13 protein-coding genes are annotated in these 20,816 nt (G+C 65.8%); 11 read left to right on the forward strand and 2 right to left on the reverse strand.

Annotation, left to right across the window (positions count from 1 at the left end; genetic code table 11):
* Positions 1–20 precede the first annotated feature (20 nt).
* Positions 21–1,109, reverse strand: a complete 1,089-nt coding sequence (locus AC6CH3_RS10190) for a M20/M25/M40 family metallo-hydrolase (RefSeq protein WP_498132331.1) — start codon at positions 1,107–1,109, stop codon at positions 21–23.
* Between the two features lie 394 nt (positions 1,110–1,503).
* On the opposite strand from AC6CH3_RS10190, the gene sbnA reads away from it, so the two are divergent.
* From sbnA to AC6CH3_RS10225, 7 genes are all read left to right on the forward strand, one after another.
* Positions 1,504–2,574, forward strand: coding sequence for a 2,3-diaminopropionate biosynthesis protein SbnA (sbnA, locus tag AC6CH3_RS10195; protein ID WP_498132332.1), 1,071 nt, complete (start codon positions 1,504–1,506; stop codon positions 2,572–2,574).
* 5 nt (positions 2,575–2,579) lie between these two features.
* On the forward strand, positions 2,580–5,705 hold the full coding sequence (locus AC6CH3_RS10200) for a Pls/PosA family non-ribosomal peptide synthetase (RefSeq protein ID WP_498132418.1): 3,126 nt from the start codon (positions 2,580–2,582) through the stop codon (positions 5,703–5,705).
* Complete coding sequence (locus AC6CH3_RS10205) at positions 5,702–8,317, forward strand: non-ribosomal peptide synthetase (protein WP_498132333.1); 2,616 nt, start codon at positions 5,702–5,704, stop codon at positions 8,315–8,317. Before AC6CH3_RS10200 ends, AC6CH3_RS10205 begins: the two co-directional genes overlap by 4 nt.
* Positions 8,317–9,324: a TauD/TfdA family dioxygenase gene (locus tag AC6CH3_RS10210; RefSeq protein WP_498132334.1), complete on the forward strand. Its 1,008-nt coding sequence runs from the start codon at positions 8,317–8,319 to the stop codon at positions 9,322–9,324. Before AC6CH3_RS10205 ends, AC6CH3_RS10210 begins: the two co-directional genes overlap by 1 nt.
* Positions 9,321–10,388 carry a 2,3-diaminopropionate biosynthesis protein SbnB gene (sbnB, locus tag AC6CH3_RS10215; protein WP_498132335.1) on the forward strand — a complete coding sequence of 356 codons (1,068 nt, stop codon included), beginning with the start codon at positions 9,321–9,323 and terminating at the stop codon, positions 10,386–10,388. The genes AC6CH3_RS10210 and sbnB overlap by 4 nt, the downstream gene beginning before the upstream one ends.
* Before the next feature lie 51 nt (positions 10,389–10,439).
* A complete protein-coding gene (locus AC6CH3_RS10220) occupies positions 10,440–11,579 on the forward strand; it encodes a LuxE/PaaK family acyltransferase (RefSeq protein WP_498132336.1) in 1,140 nt (379 codons plus the stop codon).
* 71 nt (positions 11,580–11,650) lie between these two features.
* Complete coding sequence (locus AC6CH3_RS10225; RefSeq protein WP_498132337.1) at positions 11,651–13,048, forward strand: aminotransferase class III-fold pyridoxal phosphate-dependent enzyme; 1,398 nt, start codon at positions 11,651–11,653, stop codon at positions 13,046–13,048.
* Positions 13,049–13,120: 72 nt separating this feature from the next.
* Here the strand turns inward: AC6CH3_RS10225 and AC6CH3_RS10230 are convergent, their stop codons facing one another.
* On the reverse strand, positions 13,121–15,664 hold the full coding sequence (locus AC6CH3_RS10230; RefSeq protein WP_498132338.1) for a DEAD/DEAH box helicase: 2,544 nt from the start codon (positions 15,662–15,664) through the stop codon (positions 13,121–13,123).
* Positions 15,665–15,801: 137 nt separating this feature from the next.
* Here AC6CH3_RS10230 and AC6CH3_RS10235 point away from each other — a divergent pair, with 137 nt between their 5' ends.
* The 4 genes from AC6CH3_RS10235 (at position 15,802) to AC6CH3_RS10250 (ending at position 20,783) form a co-directional block, all read left to right on the forward strand.
* On the forward strand, positions 15,802–16,578 hold the full coding sequence (locus AC6CH3_RS10235) for a trans-aconitate 2-methyltransferase (RefSeq protein WP_498132339.1): 777 nt from the start codon (positions 15,802–15,804) through the stop codon (positions 16,576–16,578).
* A gap of 131 nt (positions 16,579–16,709) precedes the next feature.
* On the forward strand, positions 16,710–18,479 hold the full coding sequence (locus AC6CH3_RS10240) for an ABC transporter ATP-binding protein (protein WP_498132340.1): 1,770 nt from the start codon (positions 16,710–16,712) through the stop codon (positions 18,477–18,479).
* A gap of 13 nt (positions 18,480–18,492) precedes the next feature.
* On the forward strand, positions 18,493–20,406 hold the full coding sequence (locus tag AC6CH3_RS10245; RefSeq protein WP_498132341.1) for an ABC transporter ATP-binding protein: 1,914 nt from the start codon (positions 18,493–18,495) through the stop codon (positions 20,404–20,406).
* Positions 20,403–20,783, forward strand: a complete 381-nt coding sequence (locus tag AC6CH3_RS10250) for a GntR family transcriptional regulator (RefSeq protein ID WP_498132342.1) — start codon at positions 20,403–20,405, stop codon at positions 20,781–20,783. The genes AC6CH3_RS10245 and AC6CH3_RS10250 overlap by 4 nt, the downstream gene beginning before the upstream one ends.
* The last annotated feature ends 33 nt before the right edge of the window (positions 20,784–20,816 follow it).

Below are 20,816 nucleotides of genomic sequence, written 5' to 3' on the forward strand. Positions count from 1 at the left end.
CAGCCCCGCACTCCCTACCATTAGGCGGGGCGGGGCAGCATCGCGAAGGCGACCGTCGCGTAACCCAAGGCACCCGCCAGGTCGTGCAGCAACTGCCGGTCGATGTTCGAGATGTCGTCGCAAGCCCTGTGATAGCAGGGATCGTGCTCGCCGTTCTCACGGCCGCCGAACTTCTCGACCTGTTCTGCCGTCTTCTCGTCTTCGTCTCCGGTGAACAGACCGCCCGTGGGGATGCCGGCTTTCAGAAAGGGCCAGTAGTCGGAATCGCTATCCTCAAATTCCGTGGGCTCGGCCGCAAGTCCGTTCTGTGCGAAATAGTCCAGGAAGGTGCGCTCGATTACGTCCGAGCCGGCCGGACCGGCATCTCCGAAGCTTGAGCCATCACCATCGTGGACAAACCGTCCGCCGTTGGGCGATGCGACCATATCCAGGTTCAGGTTCAGCATGGTCTGCGCGATTTCGCTGCTGCTGAGGGAGTCCACGTAGTGCTGGGAACCCAGCAGGTCCACCTCTTCGGCGCCCCAGAAAGCAAAACGCACCCGGTTCTTCGGCTGGATGCCTGTTTCGGCCATCCAGCGGGCCGTTTCGATCATGGCGGCCACGCCGCTGCCGTTGTCGTTGATCCCGGGGCCGCGGCGCACGGAGTCGAGGTGCCCGCCCACCACGATGGTGTGCTTGGCGTTGCCCGCCGTGTCCGCGAGGATGTTGAAGGTCTCGACGTCCGTCTCGAGGTCCTCATCCCAATAGGTGAAGACCTGCCGCACAGGCCTGTACCCGGCAGCACGCAGCTGTTCCTCAACGTACTTGGCGGAGGCCTCGTAGCCCGGGGTGCCCGAAGCGCGGTTTCCGCCCGATTCGTCCGCGACCTTCTGCAGTGCCTCAAGGTGCTTCATCAGGTTTCGCTTGGCGAAGGCCGCGTGCACTTGGGTGGCTTTTGCTTCCGGACCCACAGGGGGAGACGCCTGTGCCGGGATTGTCACGGCCGGCGGCGCCTCAAGCGGCACCCTCCCGGCCGGCGACGAACACGACGCCAGCAGCAATGCGGCAGCAGCGATGACGGCTCCTGTCATGGTAATTCGAGATTCGGGCGTCGATCGGAACGCGTCCATGAGGAGAACGCTACTGCTTGCTCTGAGGGGTCCGGAAGGTCTTTGACAAGAGTCGGGTATGACGCGGCGCGGGGGGGGTGCGAGTGCGAGTAGGTAGGTACTCACAGGGGCTTGGATACAGGTACTCGAAGTGGTTGTGGTTGGCCACGAAGCCTGCCTACTGTCGAACCACAGGTTCGAAGCCTCAACTGCATCTCGGAGTACTAGCGGTGGGGAAGCCAGGTATTCACTGCTGGGGGAAATAGCGGTGGCCGCAGTATTCCGTTCGTGCCGCTCTGCGCGGCTCTTCTTGAATAGTGAACTGATCCGGACGCAGATGTCCGGGACCCTTCACAAACAAGCTGTCAGGATCCCCCAACCCTGACCAAGCTCATGGCAGGGAACGAGGAAGAACATGCCGATTATCAAGGATCCCCACCTGTTCAACGAACAGAGCCTGTTCGTTGACCTGGAAGGGGTGCTGGGCTGCCGCCTCTATCTGAAGATCGAGGGATTTAATTTCGCCGGCTCAATCAAGCTCAAGCCCGCGCGGGAGATGGTCGAGCGCGCCGAGCGGGAGGGGCTTATCGGCCCCGGCTCCATTCTCGTGGAGTCCTCCTCGGGCAACCTCGGAGTCGCGCTCAGCATGATCGCCGCCAGCAAGGGATACCGCTTCGTGTGTGTGATCGATCCGCGCTGCAACCCGGCAACCCGCCAATTCATGGAGTCGCTCGGGGCACAGGTGGACCTGGTCACCGATCCGGATCCCGTCGACGGCTTCCTCGGGGCCCGGCTCAACCACGTGCGGGACCTGTGCGCGTCCAACGAGCGGTACATCTGGCTCAACCAGTACACCAATCCCGGCAACTGGGGAGCGCACTACCGCTGGACTGCCCCCGAGATCTCCAATCAGTTCCCCGAACTGGACGTGCTATTCGTGGGAGCCGGGACAACGGGGACCTTGATGGGTTGCGCGCGGTACTTCCGCGAGCACCGGCCCGATGTCCGGATTGTCGCGGTCGATGCCGCAGGATCGGTCTCGTTCGGCGGCCAGCCGGCCACCCGCCTGATCCCGGGACTAGGCATGAGCGTGCGGCCGCCGCAGCTCGACGAGTCCTTGATCGATGACGTGGTGATGGTCGAAGAACTGGACACGGTGCGCGCCTGCCACCGCCTCGCGGCTGCCGGCTTCACGCTCGGTGGCTCCACCGGGACCGTGGTCCACGGCGGCATGTCTTGGCTCGCCGACCACGACGCCCAGGATCTGACGGCGGTGGCCATCTCCCCGGACATGGGCCGTCCCTACCTGGACACTGTCTACAATCCTGACTGGGTGCACGATCATTTCGGCGCCGAAGCGCTGGCAACCGCCGATTTGGCAGGGGCTCCGGGCCGACGATACGACCCGGTGTCGGAGCCACACCATCCAGCACCCGTAACCGTGGCCGGTTATCTCGCCACCGCCGCACTAGGGAAATTCCTGTAGTGGACATGAGTCTGGACGACCTGCAGGGCGCCGCGCGTTCCACATCTCCCATCAATCCCCCTATTCCTGAGACAACCGCGGCTCCGGCCGGGAACGGCTCTCCAGCAACTCCGGCCCCGGGTACGGCCGTTGCCTTGGACCGCCGGCTGGCGGATCTTCTCGCATCGGTGGTGAAGAAGGACGACGTCCCCGTGGACGCCAACTTCTTCTACGAACTGGGCGCGGACTCGCTGGTGATGGCGCAGTTCTGCGCCCGCGTGCGCAAGCAGCCGGACTTGCCTGCCGTGTCGATCAAGGACATCTACCAGTACCCGACGATCTCTGCACTGGCCGCGGCCCTGGCGCCCGCGGAAGAGGCTTCCTCGAAGGCGCAGGCGCAGGCGGAGGTCCAGGAACGGTTGGCGGAGGTGCTGTCCGGCGTGCTGGGCATTGAACATGTGCCAGTGGAGGCCGATTTCTTCCAGGACCTGGGCGCGGACTCGCTGGTCATGGCGCGGTTCTGCGCCCGCGTGCGCAAGCAGCCGGACCTGCCAGCGGTGTCCATCAAGGACATTTACCAGAACCCAACGATCTCTGCGCTGGCCGCGGCCCTGGCACCGGCAGAGCCGGTGCCGGCATCGGTGCAGGACCGGTTCGCGGAGGTGCTGTCCGGCGTGCTCGGCGTCGAGCACGTGCGGGTAGACGCCGACTTCTTCCACGACCTGGGCGCGGACTCGCTGGTCATGGCACGGTTCTGCGCCCGCGTGCGGAAGCAGCCGGACCTACCGGCGGTGTCCATGAAAGACGTCTACGGCAACCCAAGCGTCTCCGCCCTCGCCGCGGCCCTGCAAGGCCCCTTGCAGCAAGACCAGCGGCAAAAGCCCTCACCGGCCCTGGGGTCCGTGCCGGAGACGCCGCGGCCCATGGACGCGCGGACATGGGAGTACGTCACGTGCGGCGCCCTGCAGGTGCTCGTCTTCCTCGGCTACTGCCTCCTCGCCGGCTGGCTCGCGGTCGTGGGGTACCAGTGGATCTTCCCGGCCGCGGGGCCGGGGAACCACCAATGGCTGGGCCACGGAATGAGCCTCGGGGAGATCTACCTGCGGTCCGTTGTCTTCTCCGCGGCGGTGTTCGTGCTGCTGTGCATCCTGCCGGTGGCCGCGAAGTGGATCATCATCGGGCGCTTCCGGCCCCGGGAGATCCGGATCTGGAGCCTCACCTACTTCCGGTTTTGGCTGGTCAAGGCCCTGATGAAAACCTCGCCACTCTTACTGATAACGGGTTCCCCGCTGACCACCTTCTACCTGCGGGCCATGGGCGCGAAGGTGGGACGCAACGTGACGATCATGACCAACCGCCTGCCGGTCTGCACCGACCTCCTCACGATCGGGGAAGGGACGGTCATCCGCAAAGACGCGGTCCTGAACGGCTACCGCGCCCACGGTGGCGTCATCCAGCTCGGCGCGCTGACGCTGGGCCGGGACGTAATCGTCGGCGAGGGCAGCGTCCTCGACATCGACACGACGATGGGAGACGGCTCGCAGTTGGGGCACCGATCCACTCTGTACACCGGCCAGGTCGTGCCCGGGGGTGAGCGTTGGCACGGTTCGCCGGGCAGGCGCACGAATGTGGACTACCGCACGGTCGACGCCATGGCCTATCGGCCCTGGCGCCGGGGATGGTTCGCCTTCTCCCAATTTTTGAGCACGCTCGGGTTGGGCCGCACCATGTTGAGCCTGTCCATCGCGCTGGCCGTCCTGACGATTCCGAGCGTGGCGGCGTTGCTCGAGGCGCAGCCGCATGCCTTTACCCAGTGGACCTTCTACGCCGAAGCCATTGCCCTGGCCGGCCTGCGCATCTTCGGGGGAACGGTCCTCGCATTGGTGACCGTCACGACCCTGCCACGGGTGCTCAACCTCGCTCTGAAGCCCGATACGGTGTATCCCCTGTTCGGACTGCGGGACGCGGCGGCGCGGGGGGTGGCGAGGTTGACCAACAATCGCATGCTGGGACAGTTGTTCGGGGACAGCTCGTACGTCGTGAACTACGTGCGGGCCATCGGGTACAAGTTGGGAAAGGTCCAGCAGACCGGCTCGAACATGGGCACCGTGTTCAAGCACGACAATCCGTTCCTTTCGACGATAGGCACCGGCACTATGATCGCCGACGCGGTTTCCTTCATGAACAACGACTTCTCGGCGACGTCGTTCAAGGTCAGTCGGGCGGCTATCGGCGCGCACAACTTCCTGGGCAACGCCGTTCTCTTTCCGGCCGGGGCCAGGACCGGGGACAACTGCCTGCTCGCGACCAAGGTCATGGTTCCCATCGACGGACCAGTGCGCCATGACGTGGGCCTGCTCGGATCACCGGCGTTCGAGATCCCCCGCTCGGTACTGCGGGACGCCCTTCCCGAAAAACATGCGAGCCCTGCCGCCTTCCGCCGGGACCTCTCGGCGAAGAACAGGCACAACCGGCGCACCATGGCCCTCCTGATGCTGGTGCGGTGGCTCAACGTCTCGCTGGCCGTGATCATCATGTTCGCCGCCCTCGAATTGTCCGACCAGTTAGGTTTCCTTGCCCTCAGCGTTTCGTTCGCCGTGATGCTCGTGGTTGGCTTGTTGGTCCCCATCGGCATCGAGCGTCTCGCGAGGGGACTGAAACCGCTTCAGCCCCGGTTGTGCTCCATCTACAACCCGTACTTCTGGTGGCACGAGCGGTACTGGAAGCTGATGGCCGAGAGCCGGTACATGACCATCCTCAACGGCACGCCGTTCAAGCCACTGGTCTGGCGTCTGCTGGGCGTGCGGATCGGGACCCGGGTCTTCGACGACGGCTGCGGGATCATCGAGCGGACCCTGGTGACGGTCGGCTCCCGCTGCACGCTGAACGCCGGCACCACGGTTCAGCCCCATTCCCAAGAGGACGGAATGTTCAAGTCCGACCACATCGTCATTGGCGACGACGTCACGCTCGGCGTAGGCGCCTTTGTCCACTACGGCGTGACCGTCGAAGACGGCGTCGTCGTTGCCGCGGACTCCTTCGTCATGAAGGGGACGATCCTCACCGGGGGATCCCTGTGGGCCGGCAACCCGGCCGACGAGGCCCGGGCCGCCGCCACGTCCCCCGTCGCGCTGGAAAGGCCCGTGTCATGACCACCACCTCTGCGTTGACCTGCCGCACCGCCGCCGGCAGCTTGTCGGGCCCGGGCAAAGATCGGACCGCCCCCGCGGGTGCCGCGCCAACGGCGATTCCCAGGTGGACGCAGGAGCGCCGGCCGGGTCAGGGGCGGATTGAAGTGGCTGTGCCCGAGGACCTGCGTCAGGCCGTGCGGACACTGTCCCGCATGTTGGACGCGACCCCTGCATCGATCTGGATGGCAGCTCATGCAAGGGTGCTCCAGGCGCTGTCCGGAGAAACAGAGGTCACGACCGGCTGCAAGGACGCGTCGGGGACCTGGCCCTGCGAACTCGATCTGCGACTGGGCTCATGGCATGCGCTGGTCTCCTCGGCGCGCACCCGGCAGGTCCAGGCCCACGCCGAGCGGGCCGGGGGGCCGCAGGCGGGGCAGCCGCCGGCTTCCGGGACGTTCGAGGTGGTATTCAGCGCCGACCATGACGAAGATTCCGAGCTCGCGGAAGGCCTCGTCCTGGCAGTGTCCCTCCGCGGCGCCGCAGGTGCCGAAGCGTTGAGCCTGCGCTACCGCCGCGACGTCCTCGACGAGGACGCAGCCCTCCGGATCGCCGGCTATCACCTGAGCGCAGTCCGCCATCTGGTCGCCGACCCCGAGTCGGACCCCGACGACGTCGATCTCGTCGGTCCCGAGGAGCGGCGCTTCCAGCTCGAGCAGCTGGCCGGGCCCGAGCGGCCCCGGCCGCAACGCCGTTTCCACGAGCTGTTCGAGGAGCGGGTCCGCCAGCATCCCGAACGTATCGCGGCCGTTCAGGACGCGCGGGAGTGGACGTACTCAGAGCTGAACGCCCGCGCCAACCGGAACGCCCGTGCCCTGCTCGCGCGCGGGCTGCGCGCGGAGGACATCGTGGCGGTCGTCGCCGAACGGGATCTGGAGTGGATGGCCGCTGTGATCGGCATCCTCAAAGCCGGGGGCGCATACCTGCCGATCGAGCCGCACTTCCCGGCCGACCGAATCGCCAGAACGCTCACGCGGGCCGGGGCCCGGGTAGTGCTCACCGAAGGCGGCAGCACCACCACCCTCGACGAGGCACTGGAAGGAATGCCTGCAGTGACGAAGCTTCCGTTCGAGGACATCGAGGCCGAGGGGCACCCTGCCGACGACCTCGGCATGGAGATTCGTCCCGATCAGCTCGCTTACGTCTATTTCACCTCCGGGTCCACTGGCGAGCCGAAAGGCGCGATGTGCGAGCAAGACGGCATGGTGAACCACCTGTACGCCAAGATCGAGGACCTGGGGATTCGCCCTGGGGACGTCGTCGCCCAGACGGCCCCACAATGCTTCGACATCTCACTATGGCAACTGGTCTCGGCGCTGCTCGTCGGCGGCCGCACACTCATCGTCGGGCAGGACCGCATCCTCGACGTCGAGCGGTTCATCGACACGGTGGAACGGGGCGCGGTGGCGGTCTTCCAGGTCGTCCCGTCATATCTGGACGCCGTGGTGGCGTACCTGGGCGGCAAGCCTCGCGCCTTACCGCACCTCCGCTGCGTCTCGGCGACAGGGGAGGCTCTAAAGCGTGAGCTGGTCCGCCGCTGGTTCGATGTGATGCCGAACGTCAAGCTGGTCAACGCCTACGGGCTGACGGAAACCTCCGATGACACGAACCATGAAGTGATGAGTGCAGCGCCCGCGGGCGGCTCCGTGCCACTGGGCCCGCCAATCCCGAACGTCCGGATTCACATCATCGACGAGCGGCAGCGGCTTGTGCCGCTTGGAGCGCCGGGTGAGATCGCCTTCTCCGGGGTGTGCGTGGGCCGCGGCTACATCAACGACCCTGAGCGCACTGCACAGGCCTACTCCACCGATCCCTATGTGGACGGCGCGCGGCTCTACCGGGCCGGCGACTACGGCCGCTGGTCCCCGGACGGCAAGCTGGAGTACCTGGGCCGGCGGGACAACCAAGTCAAAATCTCCGGATTCCGCATCGAGATTGGCGACATCGAGAACGCGCTGCTGCGGGTTCCCGGCGTCCGCGACGGCGCCGTCGTCGTAGGCGAGGGCGCCGGGCAGTCCAAATTCCTCGTGGCGTTCTATTCCGGCAATCTGCCGCTCGAGGTTGACGAAATCCGCAGCGAGGTGGCCGCGCGGGTACCGGGCTACATGGTTCCGTCGGCGTACAGGTGGCAGGAGAGCCTGCCCCTGACCGGCAACGGAAAGATCGACCGGAAGGCCTTGACCCGAATGGCGCTCGAGGTCGTCCCCGAGGCCGGAATCGCCCGGGAAGCCATCTCCCCGACCGAGCAGCGGCTCGCCGAGGCATGGGCGACGGTGCTCGGCCTGCCGGTGGGACGGATCGGCGGGCAGGACTCGTTCTTTGCGCTAGGCGGGACTTCGCTGTCCGCGGTGAAGCTCGCCGTCCTGCTCAAGCGCGCAGTGTCGATCAAGGACATCATGCAGACACCCATCCTGGCGGACCTGGCGGCCCTGCTCGAAGCCTCGTCCCTGGCGGACGCTGCCGTTCCGCCGGCGCCGCGGCCGGCGGGAGCCGTCGCGGAGCCCGGCTCCATGGCCCCGGTGGGCGGACCGGCTGGCCACTCCCACCAGCTATCCATGAAACGAAAGGACCTCTGATGTCGTCTCCTACACCCAGGACCCAGTTCGACGTGGAACGCCAAGCCGGCCAGGCGCCGATGCTCACCGTCGAGGATGGCCACGACCCCGTGCGGTGGGCCGAACAGAACCGTGAGGCGCTGCGTGCGGCCGTGGATGAGCACGGCGCCGTCCTGGTCCGGGGTCTGGGCCTCCGAGATCCAGCCGAAGTGGCCGACGCCTTCCAACGGCTGGTTTCTGGTGGCCTCATGCCGGACCGGGAGGCGTTCGCCACCAGGCAGCACTACTTGGACGGCGTGTACTCATCCCTCACTTGGCCCGCGAACCAGCCCATGTGCATGCACCATGAGCTCAGCTACGCGCTCGAGTTCCCCGGATTGATGCTCTTCGCCTGTCTCCGGGCACCCGGCGTCGGTGGGGTGACCGGTGTGGCGGACGCCCAGGCCGTGCTCGATGCCATACCCCCTGACATCGTCCGGCGGTTCGAAAACGAGGGGTGGCTGCTCGCCCGCAGCTACAACGAGGACATCGGTGCCACCTATGAGGAAGCGTTCGGGGTTTCGAACCGCGCCGACGTCGAGAGCTATTGCCGCGCGCACGAAATCGATTTCGAATGGCAGAGCGACGGGGAGCTGCGCACCCGGCAACGGCGCCCCGCCGTGGTCCGGCACCCGGTGACCGGCCGGCGCTGCTGGTTCAACCAGGTGGCGTTCCTCAGCGAATGGACGATTGCGCCCGAGGTGCGGGAATACCTGGTTGACGTCTACGGTCCCGACGGACTGCCGTTCAACACCCGCTTCGGCAACGGCGAGCCGATCGGCGAGGACATCGTCGCCCTCCTGAACGAGGTCTACGAGGCCCACACTCTTCGAACCCCCTGGGAGACGGGGGACCTCATGCTGGTCGACAACGTCCGCATGGCGCACAGCCGCGAGGCATATGAGGGGCCTCGGGAGATTCTTGTCGGCATGGCCGAGCCACGCAACATTTTCGATCTCGATACGCACACCCAGGACGGTTCACGATGACAGAATTCGCTACTTCCCCAGTCGCAGCGGCCGTAGAGCCGAAGACGGTTCCGCCCTTCGCGGTCATTTCAGGGACCCAGGTGCAGCAGGTGCTCCAGGGACGGGAAAAGGAGGTCATCGAACTGGTCGAGCAGACCTACCGTGTGCATGCAGCCGGAGACTCGGTGAACCCGCCGTCCTATTTCCTGCGCTTCCCGGACCGGCCCACCTCGCGCATCATCGCCCTGCCGGCCTCGGTCGGCGGACAGGTAGAGGTTGACGGCATCAAATGGGTCTCCAGCTTCCCGGACAACGTGGCATCGGGGATTCCGCGCGCCTCAGCGGTGTTGATCCTCAACGACCAGGCAACGGGGTACCCCTTGGCTTGCTTGGAGGGCTCCATCATCAGCGCCTCCAGGACGGCTGCATCGGCCGCCGCGGCTGCGGACTGGCTCAGCCGGGAACGCGGGCGTCCCCGGCGTATCGGGTTCTTCGGCGTTGGCCTCATTGCCCGTTACATCCACACCTTCCTGAACGCCGCCGGCTGGTCCTTCGACGAGATCGGAGTGTTCGACCTCTCGGACGAGAGCGCGGAGGGCTTCAAGGGCTATCTTGAACGCAGCGGCGCCCGAGCCCGGGTGACCGTGCACGACGGCCCCGAGCAGCTGATCAGAAGCAGCGACCTCGTCGTGTTCGCCACGGTGGCGGACCAGCCGCACGTGCACGACACGACGTGGTTCGAGCACAACCCGCTGGTGCTGCACGTGTCCCTGCGCGACCTGGCCCCGGAGATCCTGTTGGCGTCGACCAACATCCTTGACGACGTCGACCACTGCTTGAAAGCCGGGACGTCGGCCCACCTCGTGGAGCAGATGGTCGGCCACCGGGACTTCGTGGACGGCACCTTGGCCGACGTCATGGAAGGCAGGGTCTCGCCGGCGGACGACCGCCCCGTGGTGTTTTCGCCCTTCGGCCTTGGCGTGCTCGACTTGGCAGTGGGCAAGTACGTCTACGACGAACTTGCGAGCAGCGGCCAGCTCCAAGTGGTCGAGGGTTTCTTTTCCGAACTGCGACGGTACGGCTGACCCGGCGGCCCAACCACGTTCATCGATTCGCACCCACCGAGGAGTGACACCATGCTCTCGTTAGCGCAGATGCTGGGAAATGTGTCCGAGGCATACCTGCAATCCCCTGACAATTGGGCACGGTCGGTCACCCACGTCCTGCGGGACGCCGCGGTCTACCACCAAGCCGGTAACGGCTTCTACCATGCCCAGTGTGAAGCGTTGGGAGTCGATCCCGCCGCGATCAACGACATCAACGACCTGCAAGACCTGCCACTATTGCCGGTCGGCATGTTCAAGCGTCCCGACGCCCAGGTGCTGCTCACCTGCTCCCTGGCCGACGTCGAGACCGAAACCCGTTCCAGCGGAACCCGCGGTCTCCCGTCCGTCGCCCCCCGCAACAGCGAGACCTTGACCCTGGCGCTGGTCGGCATGATGGGGACCTACCGGGAGTTCTTCAGCCTGTCCGGGGGCGCGGGGCTTTTCTTGAACCCGTCGGACCCCGAAGCTTCGGAGTTGGGACTGCTCAAGGACTTGAACATCCTGAACAGCGTCTTCGACCACCACGCATATCTCGTTGCCGACCAGGCGTTCAACGCCAGGGAGGCCCTGGAGCACCTGCGCCGGTGGAAGGGCCATATGACACGCCACATCGTCGGTCCGCCGTTCCTCATCGGCCGGCTCCTCCGGTTCCTCGAGCGGGAGGAGATAGATGTGCGCTTGGACCCGTACAGCATGATCATCACTCTCGGCGGCTGGAAGCGGCACACGGCCGAGGCCATCCCTGACGAAGGCTTTCGGGAGCTGTGCCACGACTTGCTCGGCGTGCGCACGGAGAACGTGCGCGACATGTACGGGATGATCGAGTCGAACATGCTCGCTGTCGAATGCCAGCTGCATCGCAAGCACGTTCCGCCGTGGTGCTACATCTCCATCCGGAGCCCTGGCCAGAACGGCAAGGAGCTCGCCCCGGGGGAGACCGGCACCATCGCCGTACTGGACGCCCTCAGCACCAGCTACCCAGGTTTCCTCCTCACCGACGACATGGGCGACGTCGAGACCGGCACCTGCGGGTGCGGCAGAACCGGCCAAGTCATCAACTTCCGCCGCCGGGGCCAGGGCGGCGGGCTCGGCCACTGCCCCGTCAGCATCGAGCGCTACCTCGGTTTGGGCACCCCCGACGCTGAGGCGCCGGCTCTCGTGAAGGCCTGATTTCGCGGCGTGAACTGGTCCGGACGCAGATGTCCGCGACCCTTCACACACAAGCTGGCAGGAACATCCCCATGATGGATATTTTTGAATCACTGGAGTCCGAAGTCCATTGCTATTGCCGTAATTTGGACACTGTTTTCCAGCGCACGGCCAGCAGCATGATTTACAGTGAGGACGGGCGCGAGTACGTCGCTTTCTTTTCCGGTGCCAGCGCCTTGAGCTATGGACACAACCACCCTGCACTACTTCGTCCGCTGGTGGAATATGTTCTGTCAGGCGCAGCGGTCCACTCCCTTGACATGAAGACTGCCGCGAAGCATCGGTTCCTGGAGACGAACTGCGTGGAGGCCGCGCTGAAGCTGGCCAGAAAGGTGACTGGACGTCCCCATGTTCTCGGTTTTCAGGCCGGATGCGGGCGGACATGGACGTTCTTCAGTTTCGAGGATTCAGGCATCACCATGGACATTGTGTGCCTCGCCAAATCGATTTCAGGATTCGGCTTGCCGCTGGCCCTCACGTTGTTCAACCGGGAACTCGATGTCTGGAAGCCGGGGGAGCACAACGGAACCTTCCGCGGTCATAACCTGGCATTTGTCACGGGCGTCCAAGCGGACAGCACCAAAGCGCTCAGCGCAGGAACGGACGGGACCCGCGTGCTACTCGACGCTGTGGCATCCTCCCATCCCCGCCACCGCGCAGCGGCAAACGAGCGGAGCGAGAGTCTGGCATCCTCGCGAGTCTGGCATCCTCACGCGAAGATGCGCACCGGAGGTCACATGCGCACACCCACCGGCACCGCAGGGCCGTGTCACGGTGATAGAAGGGACAGGCCCATGGAAGCGCCGTCATCCATCGCCGGAACCCGCCCGTTCCTGAGTACGGCCACCGCCCAGCAGGAACCGGTACCGACGGTGGTCAGTCAGATGCATGAAGTGACGACGGGCAGCAGCATGCCGCCCGCAGTGCAGACGGATCCGGCTGCGAATGTGCGGGCCGGCGTTACAGTCTATTTTCTCGGCGGCGAGCAGAACCTGCTCTACGTTGAGGTCAACGGGCAGTGGGTGGAATACGTCAAGTCCGCCCCGCCGTCTGAGGACCAGAAGCCGGTAGCGCAAGAACCCCTGACCCAGCCAATTCCTCACACGGATACAAGCCAAAATGCCCGGCCGGGCCCGGATGCATGGCCTGGTCCTGTCCACTGGGCCGGTTACACCTGCCATAGTCCCGACGAACTAACGAGGGACCGCAAGCGACGGGTCTACTACGATCCTGACACCAAGCCGGATCTGTTGTTCAGCGGGAACGGTGAGGCACCCACTCTGCCCCTGCCGGTCCTTGAGCTGACGGATGACCATGAGGACCCTGCACCGTGGCTCGATCCCGATACAGGGGAGCGTTTCTCCTCCGACGGAGCCAGCATGGTCCTGAGGCTCCTGAGATACGCTCCGCGGAAGGCCGTTGCTTGGTAATACACTGCTCGTTCACACGGAGGTTTCAGTTTTGCAAAATAGTGCCATTGGCTGACGCGCCGGCTTCCAGGCTCAAAGGCGGTTGACCGCGGTAACCCGGACCACCGCGGTGCCCGTCTCGTCCGAGGCGGCCAGATCCACTTCGGCGGAGATCCCCCAGTCATGGTTGCCCGCCGGATCATCGAAGATCTGCCGGACCTTCCAGACGCCGGGCTCCTCGGTGATGATGAGCAGCCCGGGACCGCGTGCGTCAGGGCCGGTGCCGATGTCGTCATGCTCGTCGAAGTAATCGTCCAGGACGTCTTCCCAGCGGTCCGCATCCCAGCCGGCATCGCCGTCGAGCTCGCCCAGGGCGGCCGCATCCTCGTCCGCGAAGAGCTCCACGCGCCGGAACATCTCGTTCCTGACCATGACACGGAAGGCGCGTGTGTTCGACGTCAGTGACGGCGGCGGCGGGGGCGGCGCGTCGTGCGGAGTCGGTGCCGCGCCGGAGGTCAACTCCTCCCATTCGTCGAGGAGACTGGAGTCAACCTGGCGGACCAGTTCGCCGAGCCACGCAATGAGATCCTCCAGGTCCTCCCGGAGGGCGTCCTGGGGGACGGTCTGGCGCAGGGCCTTGAAGCCGTCGGCCAGGTAGCGCAGCACGATGCCTTCGGAGCGCGCCAACCCGTAGAACTGGACGAACTCGCCGAAGTTCATGGCGCGTTCGTACATGTCCCTGATGACGGACTTGGGCGCCAGTTCGAAGTCGCCCACCCATGGCGCTGCCTTGCGGTAGACCTCGAAGGCCTCACCGAGGATCTCAGCGAGCGGCTGCGGGTAGGTGACGTCGTCGAGCATCGCCATGCGCTGCTCGTATTCAATGCCGTCCGCCTTCATCGCGGCGATCGCCTCGCCCCGGGCTTTCTTCTGCTGCGCGGAGAGGATCTGCCGCGGCTTCTCCAAAGTGGCCTCGATGACCGAGACAACGTCCAGGGCATACGACGGCGACTCCGGATCCAGCAGCTCCAGCGCGGCCAGGGCAAACGGGGAGAGCGGCTGGTTCAGCGCGAAGTTCGCCTGCAGATGGACTGTCAGGCGGACGGTGCGGCCGTCGGGGCCCTGGTCAGCCGGCGGGATGCGTTCCACCACCTCCGCCGCGAGCAGTTCACGGTAAATGGCCAGGGCCTTTTTCATCAGCCGGAGCTGGGCTGACCGGGGTTCGTGGTTCTCGGTGAGCAGCCGGCGTGCCGCGGCGAACGGGTCCCCGGGACGCTCCATCAGATTCATCAGCATCGCGTGGGTCACGGTGAAGCTTGAACTCAGGGGCTCCGGAACGGACACCACCAGACGGTTGTAGGTGGGCTCGCCCCACGAGACGAAGCCCTCCGGCGGCTTCTTCTTCACAACCTGGCGGAGCTTCTTTTGGTCGTCGCCGAACTTGGCGGTGGCCTTGGCCATGGCCTTGACGTTCTCCACCACATGTTCCGGCGCCTGGACCACCACGGTGCCGGCGGTGTCATAGCCCGCCCGCCCGGCGCGGCCGGCGACCTGGTGGAATTCCCGGGAGTTGAGCAGGCGGGTGCGGACGCCGTCGTACTTACTGAGTGCGGTGAGTAGCACGGTCCGGATAGGAACATTGATGCCGACGCCCAACGTGTCGGTTCCGCAGATGACCTTCAGGAGGCCGGCCTGGGCGAGCTGCTCTACGAGGCGGCGGTACTTGGGGAGCATGCCTGCGTGGTGGACGCCGATGCCGTGCCGGACCAGGCGGTTGAGCGTCTTGCCGAACCCTGCTGCGAAGCGGAAGTTGGCGATCAGCTCCGCAATCCGGTCCTTTTCTTCGCGGCTGCAGACATTGATGCTCATCAGCGTCTGGGCGCGTTCAATCGCTTCGGCCTGGCTGAAGTGGACGACGTAGACCGGAACCTGCCGGGTGGACAGCAGCTCCTCGAGCGTCTCGTGCACGGGCGTCTGGTGGTAGTAGTAATGCAACGGAATCGGACGCTCAGCGGAACTGACCGTGGTGGTGGGCCGCCCGGTGAGGGCGGTCAGGCCGTCCTCGAAGCGGCTGACGTCGCCCAGGGTCGCGGACATCAGGAGGAACTGGGCCTGCGGCAGTTCCAGCAAGGGCACCTGCCAGGCCCAGCCGCGCTGCGGATCGGAGTAGAAGTGGAACTCATCCATGATCACGGAGCCAAGGTCGGCGGCCGCCCCCTCGCGCAGGGCGATGTTGGCCAGGATCTCCGCCGTGCAGCAGATGATCGGTGCATCCTGGTTGACGCCGGAGTCACCCGTGATCATGCCCACGTTCTCTGCGCCAAATATGTCGCACAGGGCGAAGAACTTTTCCGAGACCAGCGCCTTGATGGGAGCCGTGTAGTAGCTGCGTTCACCGCGGGCCATCGCCTGGAAGTGCGCTGCGATGGCAACGAGGGATTTGCCAGACCCGGTGGGAGTCGCCAGGATCACGTTGGCACCGGAGGCAAGCTCCATAATGGCCTCGTCCTGGGCGGCATAGAGCTCCAGTCCCCGGCTTTCGGTCCATTCCAGAAAACGCATGTAGAGCGAATCCGGGTCTGCCTCCGCCGCCGTTGTCCGTGCGGCAGGGGCGGGGAGCTGTTCAACGAGTTTCATTGCTTTCCAGCTTAGTGCGTGTCCCTGCCGCGCGTGCTTTCTCCCGGGACCGGCACTAGGCTCGCGTTGGCTGCACGTTTGAGGCGGCCGCGGGTCAGCACGACCTGCCCGCGCTGTTCCAAGCCACTGGAGGCGATGTGCACTGGGAACCGGCAAAGTACGCGCAGTTCGGCGACCACCGGCAGCGGCCGTTCTTTGACCTGACCGGCCGGATCGACGCGGCCGCGCCGCGTGAGGTGGTCGACCTGGGGTGTGGCCCGGGCAACCTCACGGCCACGCTCGCGGGGCGCTGGCCTGAGGCCCGGGTGGTGGGGGTCGATTCCTCGCCGGAGATGCTGTCCAAAGCTGAGGCCCATGCAGAACAGGCGGCCAACCTGGAGTTCCGGCTCGGGGACATCGCGGCGTGGATACCGGCGCCGGAAACGGATGTGGTGGTGAGCAACGCTGCGCTGCAGTGGGTCCCGGAACACCGTGAGCTGCTCCCGGCCTGGCTGGCGGCACTTCGCCCGGGGGCGTGGTTCGCCTTTCAGGTGCCCGGCAACTTCAGTTCCCCTTCCCACACCCTTTTGCGGGAACTCGCCGAGTCCCCGGCGTGGCGGGCAAGGCTCGACGGCGTGCTCCGCCATGATGACGCCGTCGCCGAACCGGCAGGTTACCTTGACATCATGCTGCGCGCCGGCTGCGCGGCGGACGCCTGGGAAACCACGTATCTGCAGGTGCTGCCCGGGGAGAACGCGGTCCTGGAATGGGTGCGGGGAACGGGCCTGCGGCCTGTTCTCGCCGCCTTGTCACCCGAGGACGCGGCCGAATTCGAACGGGGCTACGGGCAGCGGCTGGCGGAGGCCTACCCGGCCACCGAGTACGGCACAGTCTTTCCGTTCCGCCGGATATTCGTGGTGGCCCGGAAACTGTAGGCAGGACGCTACACGTTTCAGGCGCGTCCCATGCAGCAGGCAGGGGGATCCGTGATGTAGCTTACAAAGACGAAGCCATTGTGGGGCCGGCCAGCGAGGCTCCTGTTTGTCCTAGTTGTGGAGGAGGCCCGGTGCTTTTTGGCCACATGCGCCGCCTTCTGTCGGAACACCGCGCCGCGGTGTGGTTCCTCATCATGCTGCAGATGCTCCAAACCGCCGGCAATCTGCTGCTGCCGACCCTGAATGCAAGCATCATCGACGACGGCATCCTGCGCGGCGAACACGAGGTGATCCTGCAGCTTGGCGGCTGGATGGCAGCGATCTCCGTCGTCCAGGTCGGTGCCGCCCTGGGGGCCGGATACCTCGGGGCCGGGGTGGCCATGAAGATCGGCCACCGGCTCCGGCGAGACCTGTTTGGCAAGGTCCAGGCCATGTCCTCCCAGGAAGTCAGCGGCTTCGGCGCGCCCAGCCTCGTGACCCGGGCCACGAACGATGTCCAGCAGATCCAGACTTTCGCCGTCCTGGTGTTTACGATGCTGGCCGCCGCACCCGTCATGGGCATCGGAGGCGTCATCCTGGCGGTCCAGCAGGACGCGGTCCTGTCCGTCGTCGTGATTGCCATCGTTCCGCTGCTGGTCCTCATCATGGCACTCATCGTGCGGCGCCTGATTCCGCTGTACCGGCAGGGGCAGACGCTCATAGACGGCGTGACACGGATCCTTCGGGAACAGATCATCGGCGCCAGCGTGATCCGTGCCTTCGTGCGGCAGGACCACGAGGCGTCGCGCTTTGCCGAGGCGAACCGGAGCCTGACGGGCAACAACCTGCAGTCAGCCCTGCTCGTTGCCGCCATGCTGCCACTGATCATGATCGTGGTGAACCTGTCCTCTGTGGCCGTGGTCTGGTTCGGCGGGCACCTCATCCAGGCAGGCAGCATGCAGGTGGGGGCACTGACCGCCTTCATCGCCTACATCCTGCAGATCCTGCTGGCCATCATGATGGCCATGTACGTGTTCATGACGGCTCCCCGGGCCGCCGTCTGTGCGGAGCGCATTCAGGAAATCCTGGATGTGGTGCCGGCCATTGCCGGCGTCGAAACTCCCGACGGCGATGCCGGGTCAGCGGGCGGCACGCCTATCGCCGGTGCCCCTGCCGCCGGAGCAACGGTGGAGTTCCGGGACGTGGTTTTCGCCTATCCGGGGGCGGAAACCCCGGTTCTTGCCGGCATCTCCTTCACCGCCCATCCGGGATCCACCACAGCCATCGTCGGCTCCACCGGAAGCGGAAAATCCACGCTGCTGAACCTGCTGCCGCGTTTCCTGGACGCCGTCGGCGGCGAGATCGGCATGGACGGGCGGAACATCCGCACGTTCGGGCTGAATGACCTCCGGAGCAGGATGGCGGTGGTCCCGCAGCAGGCGTACCTTTTCGCCGGCACCGTGGCCGGAAACCTGCGAATGGCCGCGCCCGCGGCCACGGACGGCGATTTGTGGCAGGCCCTCCGCCGCGCGCAGGCCGAGGACTTCGTCCGCAACCTGCCGAACGGCCTGAACGCCGCGGTGGGGCAGGGTGGTGCGGGACTTTCGGGAGGCCAGCGGCAGCGGCTCTGCATTGCGCGTGCCATTCTCCGTGAGGCACAGGTCTTCCTGTTCGACGACAGTTTTTCAGCCCTGGATTACGCCACGGAGGCGCGTGTCCGGCGGGCGCTCGTTCCGGTCCTGGAGGCCGCCACCGTGATCATCGTCGCCGAGCGGATTGCCAGCATCATGGATGCCGAACAGATCCTCGTGCTCAACGACGGCCGCCTCGAGGGGCAGGGGACCCACGCCGAGCTCCTCCGGACCTCCCGGACATACCGCGAGATGGCCGAGTCCCAGCTCGCCCTGAACGAGCTGCCGTGACGGGCGGGCTGCGATGAGGGGCGCGCACGCCGCGGCACGGCCGGGCGGCACTTTCCTGGCGGCCGCAGCGCGGCTCATCGGGCTCCTGGCCCCTGTCAGGGGCCGGATGGTCATCGCCATAGCGGCGACGTGCGGGTTTGCTGCACTCAACATCACAGCGCCGAAACTCCTCGGGGATGCCACGGATGTGGTGGTGGAGGCGTTCGTCGGCGGTGATTTTGACGAGGGCAGGCTGGCGGAACTGCTCGTGTTGGTGGCCCTCATGTACATAGGGACTTCGCTGTTCAACTGGCTGCAGGGCGTGCTCACTGCCACCGCAGTACAACGCCTCGTCTTCGAGCTGCGGGCCGCAGTCGAAGACAAGCTGCACCGGCTCCCGTCATCGCATTTCCAGGAGCAGACGCGCGGTGACGTGCTCAGCCGGGCAACCAACGACGTCGACAACATTTCCCAGTCCCTCAACCAGTTGCTCACGCAGGTGATCATGGCTGTCCTCATGCTCTGCGGGTCACTGGCCATGATGCTGTGGATCTCGCCGCTGCTGGCAGCCATCGCGCTTGTCTCGGTTCCAATTTCCACCCTCATCACCGTCCTGATTGCCCGGAAGTCCCAGGCCCACTTCGCTGAGCAATGGGCTTCGACAGGGGCGCTGAATGCCCACATCGAGGAGTTCGTGACAGGCCACGAGGTCATCAAGGCGTTTGGACAACAGGAAGCCGTCTCGCAGATTTTCGCGAGCGGAAACGATCGCCTCGCCCGCACCTCCGCCAGTGCGCAGTACCTGTCGGGCGCCGTGCAGCCCCTGATGGTGTTCATCGCCAACCTCAATTACGTGGCCGTCGCCGTCGTCGGGGCCCTGCAGGTCGCTGCCGGGGCCATGACCATCGGCGGCGTCCAGGCGTTCATCCAGTTCAGCAGGCTCTTTACCCAGCCCATGGGCCAGATCGGCGGAATGCTCACGCTGATGCAGTCGTGCGCCGCGTCCGCTGAACGGGTCTTCTCCCTCCTGGACTCGGAGGAGATCGTGGAACGTCCCGCTGCGGCCGGGAAGCAAAGCCTCAGCGGGCCCATCGAGTTCGAGGACGTGACGTTCGGCTACGTCCCGGGGGCTCCCGCCGTCAGCGGATTGACCTTCTCCGTCCAGCCCGGGCAGACGGTGGCAATCGCGGGCCACACGGGCGCCGGGAAAACCACCGTGGTCAACCTGCTGATGCGCTTCTATGAGCTTGACTCCGGCCGCATCACGTTCGGGGGCACCGACATCGCTGACGTGCCGCTCGACTCGCTGCGCTCACATTTCGGCGTGGTCCCGCAGGATGTCTGGCTATTCAGCGGCACCATCCGGGACAACGTCGAGTACGGACGGCCGGGGGCCAGCGACACGGACATCGCTGCCGCGGCCGAGGCCACCCACGTAGCACCCTTCCTCCGCGCGCTGCCGGCCGGTTACTCCACCGAGCTCGGCAACGACGGCGATTCGCTGAGCCAAGGCCAGCGGCAGCTGATCACCATCGCCAGGGCGGAACTGGCTGGACGCAGCGTCCTGATTCTGGACGAGGCCACCAGCTCCGTGGACACGCGCACGGAGGTGCAGATCCGGCTGGCGATGAAGAGGCTGCGGAGCGGCAGGACCAGCTTCGTCATTGCCCACAGGTTGTCCACCATCCGCGACGCTGATCTAATCTTGGTCATGGACCACGGACGCATCGTTGAACAGGGAACCCACCGGAGCCTGCTGTCCGGGGATGGATACTACACACGGCTGTACAACGCCCAGTTCCGCGGACTCGACCGGGCCGCCGCGGACGGCACGGAGGTCACGGAGGCCGCAGCAATGCAGGCAGCCCGGGCACAGGGCGTGGCCGCAGACATGCTCCAGGACATTCCGGGACCGGGAACCGGCGCCGCCGGAGAGCGGGCCCTGTGAGTACCGGCCAGCCCTTCCCCGGAAAGTGGAAACCCAACCACAGCAGTTCCGTGGCCCTCTACGAGCAGCTCCGGCTTCACGTTATCGAGCAGGCCGACCAGGGAAAGATTGCCCCGGGGACCCGGCTGCCCGCCGTCAGAAGCCTTGCCGAGGCTCTCGGTGTAGCGCCCCATACCGTCGCGCGGGCCTACAAGGAACTTGAAGCTGCCGGTGTCGTGGCCACGAAGGGCCGGAACGGGACCGTCGTGTGCGCAAGGGATGAACGCTGGGGAGCGCTTTCGGCAGCCGCTGCCGAATTCGCCGCGGCGGCAAAGTCGCAGGGCGCCACCTTCGCGGAGGCTGTTCACCTGCTGGCGGCGGCGTACGACGCCGAATAGCGGTGCCCGCGTGGATATTCGAAGAAGTTTTCG

Source organism: Arthrobacter sp. GQ119, assembly GCF_059759125.1.

What these genes read in the sequence shown, in the direction of transcription:
- AC6CH3_RS10190 (WP_498132331.1), bottom strand. Translation starts at nt 1,109, where the DNA reads ATGGACGCGTTCCGATCGACGCCCGAATCTCGAATTACCATGACAGGA.
- sbnA (WP_498132332.1), top strand. Translation starts at nt 1,504, where the DNA reads ATGCCGATTATCAAGGATCCCCACCTGTTCAACGAACAGAGCCTGTTC.
- AC6CH3_RS10200 (WP_498132418.1), top strand. Translation starts at nt 2,580, where the DNA reads ATGAGTCTGGACGACCTGCAGGGCGCCGCGCGTTCCACATCTCCCATC.
- AC6CH3_RS10205 (WP_498132333.1), top strand. Translation starts at nt 5,702, where the DNA reads ATGACCACCACCTCTGCGTTGACCTGCCGCACCGCCGCCGGCAGCTTG.
- AC6CH3_RS10210 (WP_498132334.1), top strand. Translation starts at nt 8,317, where the DNA reads ATGTCGTCTCCTACACCCAGGACCCAGTTCGACGTGGAACGCCAAGCC.
- sbnB (WP_498132335.1), top strand. Translation starts at nt 9,321, where the DNA reads ATGACAGAATTCGCTACTTCCCCAGTCGCAGCGGCCGTAGAGCCGAAG.
- AC6CH3_RS10220 (WP_498132336.1), top strand. Translation starts at nt 10,440, where the DNA reads ATGCTCTCGTTAGCGCAGATGCTGGGAAATGTGTCCGAGGCATACCTG.
- AC6CH3_RS10225 (WP_498132337.1), top strand. Translation starts at nt 11,651, where the DNA reads ATGATGGATATTTTTGAATCACTGGAGTCCGAAGTCCATTGCTATTGC.
- AC6CH3_RS10230 (WP_498132338.1), bottom strand. Translation starts at nt 15,664, where the DNA reads ATGAAACTCGTTGAACAGCTCCCCGCCCCTGCCGCACGGACAACGGCG.
- AC6CH3_RS10245 (WP_498132341.1), top strand. Translation starts at nt 18,493, where the DNA reads ATGAGGGGCGCGCACGCCGCGGCACGGCCGGGCGGCACTTTCCTGGCG.